The 7,796-nt window shown below is 45.1% G+C and carries 5 protein-coding genes, 1 tRNA gene, 2 rRNA genes and 1 pseudogene (1 of these 9 running past the window's edge); 1 reads left to right on the top strand and 8 read right to left on the bottom strand.

Annotated elements, in window-relative coordinates; translation table 11 throughout:
- Window positions 1-5: 5 nt before the first annotated feature.
- Window positions 6-1,940 (top strand): ABC-F family ATP-binding cassette domain-containing protein, encoded by a 1,935-nt coding sequence (locus AUO94_RS05950; protein ID WP_058386362.1) that lies wholly within the window; start codon window positions 6-8, stop codon window positions 1,938-1,940.
- A 379-nt stretch (window positions 1,941-2,319) separates the two neighbouring features.
- Here the strand turns inward: AUO94_RS05950 and tsaD are convergent, their stop codons facing one another.
- From tsaD to AUO94_RS05985, 8 genes and pseudogenes are all read right to left on the bottom strand, one after another.
- Window positions 2,320-3,339 (bottom strand): tRNA (adenosine(37)-N6)-threonylcarbamoyltransferase complex transferase subunit TsaD, encoded by a 1,020-nt coding sequence (tsaD, locus tag AUO94_RS05955; protein WP_058386363.1) that lies wholly within the window; start codon window positions 3,337-3,339, stop codon window positions 2,320-2,322.
- Window positions 3,332-3,787, bottom strand: coding sequence for a ribosomal protein S18-alanine N-acetyltransferase (rimI, locus tag AUO94_RS05960; protein ID WP_058386364.1), 456 nt, complete (start codon window positions 3,785-3,787; stop codon window positions 3,332-3,334). The genes tsaD and rimI overlap by 8 nt, the downstream gene beginning before the upstream one ends.
- Window positions 3,784-4,479, bottom strand: a complete 696-nt coding sequence (gene tsaB / locus AUO94_RS05965) for a tRNA (adenosine(37)-N6)-threonylcarbamoyltransferase complex dimerization subunit type 1 TsaB (protein WP_058386365.1) — start codon at window positions 4,477-4,479, stop codon at window positions 3,784-3,786. The genes rimI and tsaB overlap by 4 nt, the downstream gene beginning before the upstream one ends.
- Window positions 4,476-4,928: a tRNA (adenosine(37)-N6)-threonylcarbamoyltransferase complex ATPase subunit type 1 TsaE gene (tsaE, locus tag AUO94_RS05970; RefSeq protein WP_058386366.1), complete on the bottom strand. Its 453-nt coding sequence runs from the start codon at window positions 4,926-4,928 to the stop codon at window positions 4,476-4,478. Before tsaE ends, tsaB begins: the two co-directional genes overlap by 4 nt.
- Before the next feature lie 85 nt (window positions 4,929-5,013).
- Window positions 5,014-5,702 (bottom strand): annotated as a pseudogene (locus tag AUO94_RS17010) (transposase).
- Between the two features lie 129 nt (window positions 5,703-5,831).
- Window positions 5,832-5,904, bottom strand: a tRNA-Asp gene (locus AUO94_RS05975).
- A 10-nt stretch (window positions 5,905-5,914) separates the two neighbouring features.
- Window positions 5,915-6,030, bottom strand: a 5S ribosomal RNA gene (gene rrf, locus AUO94_RS05980).
- Between the two features lie 77 nt (window positions 6,031-6,107).
- Window positions 6,108-7,796 (bottom strand): 23S ribosomal RNA (locus AUO94_RS05985); it runs 1,244 nt beyond the window's last position.

Genomic DNA, 7,796 nt, shown 5'->3' on the forward strand with positions numbered 1-7,796 from the left:
CCTACATGATTGTTTTACAAGTAAACCAAGTCCATAAATCATTTGGCGCAGAAGAGATTCTCTCAGGCGTCAAATTAGAAGTACAACACCGTGACCGCGTGGCATTAGTAGGCCGCAACGGTGCAGGAAAATCGACTTTATTGAAAATAATAGCGGGTGAAATATCGTACGATAGTGGCGACATTAGCATGCCGAAGGATTTAACGATTGGCTATTTAGAGCAACAGACCAATTTAGAATCCGACGCCACTGTTTGGGATGAAATGATGACGATTTTTCATCATTTTCGTGAACAAGAAGCCACACTTCGCCGTCTTGAAGGACAAATGGCCAATCCAGATGTCTACAACAACGCAACAGAAAACGATAAAGTCATGAAAGAATACGACCTGTTGCAGCATGACTTCAAGGATGCGGGTGGCTATCAATACGAGTCCGATACACGAGCGATTCTCCACGGCATGAAATTTTATCAAGATGACTTTGACAAGAAAATAACCTCTTTATCCGGTGGCCAAAAAACACGATTGATGTTAGCCAAGCTTTTACTCAGTAAGCCACAACTGCTCATTCTCGATGAGCCGACCAACCACTTGGATATCGAAACCTTGAGCTGGTTGGAGAATTACTTGAAAAACTATCCCGGTGCGTTATTAATTGTTTCTCATGACCGTTATTTCCTTGACCAAGTCGTGACGCTTGTTTACGAAGTTTCCCGCCACCGTGTCAAAAAGTATACCGGCAACTACAGCCGTTACTTAGACGAAAAAGCTAAGCAATACGAACTCGACCAAAAGCAATTTGAAAAACAACAAGGCGAAAAAGCTAAGCTAGAAGATTACGTCCAGCGCAATTTGGCACGCGCTTCTACAACCAAAATGGCGCAAAGCCGTAGAAAAACTTTGCAAAAAACCGACTGGATGGAAGCTCCTGACGGCAACGAAAAATCAGCCAGTTTCGGCTTTACCATTAGTAAACAAAGCGGCAACGACGTTTTAAACGTTCAATCGCTAGAAATTGGCTATGGCGACAAACCCGTTTCTCGTGATATTTCATTAAAGTTATACCGACAAGAAAGTCTAGCTCTCGTTGGGCCAAACGGTGTTGGCAAATCGACTTTGTTGAAAACCATTATGAAAGAACTAAACCAGCTCGATGGTAATATCCATTATGGCGCCGGCATTCAGTTTGGTTATTACGACCAAGAGCAAGCCAATTTAAAAGGCAACAAACTCGTACTAAACGAATTATGGGATGATTATCCGCTTATTAACGAAAAGGACATACGCGGCATCCTTGGACGTTTCCTGTTTACCGGTGACGATGTGCTAAAGCCCGTTTCAACATTGTCGGGTGGCGAAAAAGCACGCGTTGCACTCGCCAAGTTGATGATGCAAAAAGCCAACGTGTTACTTCTCGATGAGCCAACTAACCACTTGGACCTGGACAGTAAAGAAGTGCTGGAGAATGCTTTATTGGATTATCCGGGCACCTTGCTTTTTGTATCGCATGATCGCTATTTCATGAATCGCATCGCGTCGAAAGTGATTGAACTTACGCAAGATGGCACGTCCGAATACTTGGGCGACTATGATTATTACGTAGAGAAAAAATTAGAAATTGCTGAACTAAAAGCACTCGATGAAGCCGGTTCAGTTACCGAAGCAAAACCGATCACTACAGCCTCTACTTCGCAAATCGATAAAGAAGCTAAAAAACTGGAACGCCAGCTTGTTCGGCAATCCGATGAAGTTGAAAAATCGATGGAAAAACTAGATTTGCAAATCACTGAAATTGAAGAGCAACTTTGCCAGCCTGAAATTTTCCAAGATCACGAGCGAGTATTGCCGCTTCAAAATCAATTAGAAGAACTAAAAGCAAACCATGAAGAAACGATGACCCAATGGCTTGAACTTCAGGAAAAAATTGAAAATATTTGATTTTGACCGGCTATCTATTAGCCGGTTTTTACATTACTAGATATAGGTCAATAGGGTTTCATCAAATATTTGTTTCCACAGATTTTTCCACATTCTTCAGCTTATCTTATCAACTGTCAACAGACTTATGCACATTATCCACAGGTTAAATAAATATTGTACACATAGTTTTCCACTTCAAACCACACAATATATAGAATAACCCCCTTTTATCCTCTAGTTATAAACAGTTTATTCACAAATTGTGAATAAGTACAAATGTTCTCTATTGACAGAACAATAGAGGCCTTTTGAATGATCGTCAGAATTTTTGTAAAAAAAAAAACAAGTAATTTCACATATTTCAGTGTACCTGAAATGATGAAATTACTTGCTTTTATTAAATCCATGAGGTTAAAGACATACCCGGTCGACCGTTCATGGCCATTGTGCCAAACAATCCTTTTTCGTACATAATAGTTCCTGCTGCTGCAATCATCGCTGCGTTATCGGTACATAAAGGCAATGAAGGAATATAGAACGGAATACCTTTTTCCTTAAATGTTGTTTCCAACGAATGCCGCAATCCTTTATTCGCAGCAACTCCACCTGCAGCAATTACTTGGCGAACTTTGTACTCTTTAGCTGCACGGACTGTTTTCCCGGTCACCACTTCCACTACACTGTTTTGGAAACCAGCGGCTACATGCTCAGGAGCTACTTTTTCTCCACGCTGCGCAGCATTGTGCATATAGTTTAGCACCGACGATTTCAATCCACTAAAGCTAAAATCATAAGAGCCTTCTTCTAGCCAAATTCGAGGAAACGTAATAGCTTCGTCACTAGCATGCGCCAATCGGTCAATATGTGGACCTCCTGGATAAGGTAGATCCAATGTCCGCGCTACTTTATCATAAGCTTCTCCTGCTGCATCATCGCGCGTTTCTCCAATAACCGTGAAGTCTCCGTGCTCCTTCATGTAGATCAGTTCTGTGTGTCCCCCTGAAATAACGAGTGCTAAAAGAGGAAACTCCATTTCTTGCTCCAAACGATTCGCATAAATGTGACCCGCAATATGATGAACTCCGATTAAAGGCAGTTGATGCGCAAAGGCAAAAGCTTTTGCTGCATTCACACCAATTAATAAGGCACCGACGAGTCCAGGTCCTTCTGTTACTGCTACTGCATCCAACTCATTCGGCTCCATGCCTGCTAGTTGCAACGCCTCTTCAATCACCAAGGTGATTTGTTCCACATGGTGCCTTGAAGCGATTTCCGGCACTACCCCGCCAAAACGTTTATGGCTCTCGATTTGTGAAGCCACCACATTGGAGATGATTTCAGTGCCATTTTTGACAATGGACGCTGCGGTTTCATCACAACTTGTTTCAATTCCCAATATATAAATATCCTTATTCATTAAAGTTCACCCACATGACTATAGCATCTTCGTAATTGTCCGTATAATAGCGTTTACGAATGCCACCATTTTTAAACCCTAGTTTTCGGTAAAGATTTTGAGCAACCGTATTGCTGACACGAGCTTCAAGTGTCATAAGAACAGCACCCTGCTCTTTTGCTGTATCAATGGCAGCTTGCATCAATCCCCCACCCAATTTTTTACCGCGCTGATCGGGATGAATCGCAATGTTTGTGACGTGTGCCTCATCCATCACTAACCACATTCCACAATATCCAACGATGCCTTCTTGTGTTTCAGCAATCACGTAATAGGCATGTTCATTCGTCACCATTTCATGATAAAAAGCATCTTTCGTCCAAGGCAATGTAAAAGATAAAACTTCTATCTCATAAACCGCGTCAAGATCTTCAAGTGTCATTTTTCGAAAACTGACTGTTTCGTTCATAACATTTTACCTTCTTGCGCTTTATTGTAAGTTGCTTCGGCTTCCGTAATTCGGCGGTATTCAGGAACAGCATGATGAACATCACTTTGCGTTGATTCCTGGGCCAGCATAATCAGATTTGTTGCACGCGGCAACCTATTCTGAATTCTGCTAAAGTGTGCTCCCTCGCCAAATATCTCCATGATTAGCGCTTCGTGCAACGCTGCATCAATTCCAGTAAACAGTACCGGACGATTGAGTTCCTTTGTTTTCAGTAGAAACTCTTTCACATCACTATGTTGATCAGCAAGCACTGACTCTAAACCACTACCTTCATACAAACCAACAAAAGCTGTGCCACGGCGGGCATCCATAATCGGACAAACAAGTCCGTCAAACCCTTGTTCATTCGCCGCAAGCACTTGTAAGCTAGAAATTAGATGGAGCGGAATTTTCAGTGACCAAGCCAAGGTTTTCGCAATGGTCAGGCCGATACGCACGCCTGTATAAGACCCAGGACCTTCTGCTACAGCAATATGCGTCAGGTCAGTAGGCAATACTTTTGCTTTTTTCATCATTTCTTCTATCGCCGGCATAGCCGTCAACGAGTGATTGATTTTTAAGTTTGCTGTTTCTTCTATTAAGACTGTGTTATCTTCAATCAGCGCAATGGCTAATGGAGAGTTCGAAGTATCAATTCCAAGATAGATCATAGGTTTAGCTCCTTGCACAGATTTTCATAGCGCTTCCCAATCGGCTTGAGGATTATCTCGCGTCCTTGTTCAGACTGCCGATTAATCGTAATTTCCAGACGTTCTTTTGGCAAGTAGTCTTCTATAAAGATTGCCCATTCTATTACAGATACTGCTTCGCTACTAAAAAATTCATCGAATCCAATGTCTTCCTCGCTATTCTCAAGACGATAGACATCGAAATGATTCAAATCCAGTCGACCTGAGTACTGTTTCAAAATCGTAAAGGTTGGACTGTTTACCATCCGTTGAATACCAAGTCCTTTGGCTAAGCCTTTGGTGAAAGTTGTTTTACCTGCCCCTAAGCCCCCCGCTAATGTTAGAAGGTCTCCAGGTTCCAATTTTCTTGCTAGAGTGGCCGCAAAAACTTCAGTTTCTTCGGGCGAATTCAGCATTATTGTATTAGTCATTATCATGTCACCTCTATTGAGTCTTTACATAGTTTAGCGAAATAATCGTTGTAAATCAAAATATATTGTTTTTCTTTTCCGTTTGTCAATTTAAGCTAGACAGATCGACTCCATTCAGGTGACTCAAAAATGCCTCCAGAGGTGTACGGTAATCCAGCGACTTCCGTGGGATGTTATTCCGCTTGTCAGCAACTGTGGAAATGAACGAATCGACCTCGTTGAAGTCCATTTCTTTTGCCAAGCGGTCTTTTCGAAGAAGGCAGTTGGAGTGTTCATTCAAGGTGCTAGGATCCTCAAAGTAAATTGAGACGTCGGACCAGCAGCGTTTTCCAGTTGGAGAATTCTTTCCTACAGTTAAACGTGATGAATTTGAACAGGTTTCCCTTTCATCGGCAATGTGGCAACATCAAAGACCCGATTTTTGAACATGCAATAGAGCATCCGCACAGAACAATCGATTGCCGTTTCTGCGTGACCCTTAATGACGACGGGAGTCCATCATTGCACCATCTTGTCTTGAATATAGACAACTTGTTTCTCCGGTAAGACCCGTTTTCGTCGGCCGCAACGTTTCTTGCTTTTCATGTATTGTGTGTAAAAATCGAGGGCTGTATGCCCCAATTTCAGAAAGCTGATGACATTGCAGGTTGGCTGCCTGGAACGGTTCAGGCATTCTGCAATGATCGCCATAGGTATATGTTGACGGTGGTAGGATTCTATCATCACCCATTCATCGGTGATCACTCTGCTGTTTTCTTTGGTCAGAAAATACATGTAGCGTGTACCACGAATGGCTTTTTCAATTGTCTAGCTTAATTTTACAATCGGCATTTTTTAAAAATGGTTGTTATTTCAAAAAAAAAGATGAACACAGCGGGATCGCTGCGTTCATCTTTTAAATTACGGTCCCGACCGGGATCGAACCGGCGATCTCCTGCGTGACAGGCAGGCATGTTAACCGCTACACCACGGGACCAAAAAAAATAGACCAGCGACGTCTTACTCTCACAGGGGGAAACCCCCAACTACCATCAGCGCAAAAGAGCTTAACTGCCGTGTTCGAGATGGGAACGGGTGTGGCCTCTTTGCCATCATCACTGGACTATTTGGTTGAGTGTTTGTTCACTCAAAACTGGATAAACGACAGGTGAAACAAGCAAGTTTTTCGCATACAGTGTGTTGGTTAAGTCCTCGATCGATTAGTATTCGTCAGCTGCACGTATCGCTACGCTTCCACCTCGAACCTATCTACCTCATCGTCTTTGAGGGATCTTACTTGCTTGCGCAATGGGAAATCTCATCTTGAGGGGGGCTTCGTGCTTAGATGCTTTCAGCACTTATCCCGGCCACACATAGCTACCCAGCGATGCCCTTGGCAGAACAACTGGTACACCAGCGGTGTGTCCATCCCGGTCCTCTCGTACTAAGGACAGCTCCTCTCAAATTTCCTGCGCCCGCGACGGATAGGGACCGAACTGTCTCACGACGTTCTGAACCCAGCTCGCGTACCGCTTTAATGGGCGAACAGCCCAACCCTTGGGACCGACTACAGCCCCAGGATGCGATGAGCCGACATCGAGGTGCCAAACCTCCCCGTCGATGTGGACTCTTGGGGGAGATAAGCCTGTTATCCCCGGGGTAGCTTTTATCCGTTGAGCGATGGCCCTTCCATGCGGAACCACCGGATCACTAAGCCCGTCTTTCGACCCTGCTCGACCTGTACGTCTCGCAGTCAAGCTCCCTTCTGCCTTTACACTCTACGAATGATTTCCAACCATTCTGAGGGAACCTTTGGGCGCCTCCGTTACTCTTTAGGAGGCGACCGCCCCAGTCAAACTGCCCGCCTGACACTGTCTCCCAAGCCGATCAGGCTTGTGGGTTAGAATTTCAATACAACCAGGGTAGTATCCCACTGACGCCTCCTCCGAAGCTAGCGCTCCGGAATCTCAGGCTCCTACCTATCCTGTACAAGTTGCACCAAAATTCAATATCAGGCTACAGTAAAGCTCCACGGGGTCTTTCCGTCCTGTCGCGGGTAACCTGCATCTTCACAGGTACTATAATTTCACCGAGTCTCTCGTTGAGACAGTGCCCAGATCGTTACGCCTTTCGTGCGGGTCGGAACTTACCCGACAAGGAATTTCGCTACCTTAGGACCGTTATAGTTACGGCCGCCGTTTACTGGGGCTTCAATTCGCACCTTCGCTTGCGCTAAGCACTCCTCTTAACCTTCCAGCACCGGGCAGGCGTCAGCCCCTATACGTCACCTTACGGTTTTGCAGAGACCTGTGTTTTTGCTAAACAGTCGCCTGGGCCTATTCACTGCGGCTCTCTCGGGCTATTCACCCTACCAGAGCACCCCTTCTCCCGAAGTTACGGGGTCATTTTGCCGAGTTCCTTAACGAGAGTTCACTCGCTCACCTTAGAATTCTCTTCTCGCCTACCTGTGTCGGTTTGCGGTACGGGCACCTCCCGCCTCGCTAGAGGCTTTTCTTGGCAGTGTGAAATCAGGGACTCAAGGGTAAACCCTCTTGCCGTCACAGCTCAACGTATTAGAAATGGGATTTGCCTCATTTCACGCCTCACTGCTTGGACGTGCACAACCAACGGCACGCTCTCCTTATCCTTCTGCGTCCCCCCATTGCTCAAACGGCGGGGAGGTGGTACAGGAATATCAACCTGTTGTCCATCGTCTACGCCTATCGGCCTCGACTTAGGTCCCGACTAACCCTGAGCGGACGAGCCTTCCTCAGGAAACCTTAGGCATTCGGTGGACGGGATTCTCACCCGTCTTTCGTTACTCATACCGGCATTCTCACTTCTAAGCGCTCCACCAGTCCTTCCGGTCTGACTTCAACGCCCTTAGAA

Origin of the sequence: Planococcus kocurii (genome assembly GCF_001465835.2) — a bacterium.
Taxonomy (GTDB): Bacteria; Bacillota; Bacilli; order Bacillales_A; family Planococcaceae; genus Planococcus; species Planococcus kocurii.

What these genes read in the sequence shown, in the direction of transcription:
- AUO94_RS05950 (WP_058386362.1), top strand. Translation starts at nt 6, where the DNA reads ATGATTGTTTTACAAGTAAACCAAGTCCATAAATCATTTGGCGCAGAA.
- tsaD (WP_058386363.1), bottom strand. Translation starts at nt 3,339, where the DNA reads ATGAATAAGGATATTTATATATTGGGAATTGAAACAAGTTGTGATGAA.
- rimI (WP_058386364.1), bottom strand. Translation starts at nt 3,787, where the DNA reads ATGAACGAAACAGTCAGTTTTCGAAAAATGACACTTGAAGATCTTGAC.
- tsaB (WP_058386365.1), bottom strand. Translation starts at nt 4,479, where the DNA reads ATGATCTATCTTGGAATTGATACTTCGAACTCTCCATTAGCCATTGCG.
- tsaE (WP_058386366.1), bottom strand. Translation starts at nt 4,928, where the DNA reads ATGACTAATACAATAATGCTGAATTCGCCCGAAGAAACTGAAGTTTTT.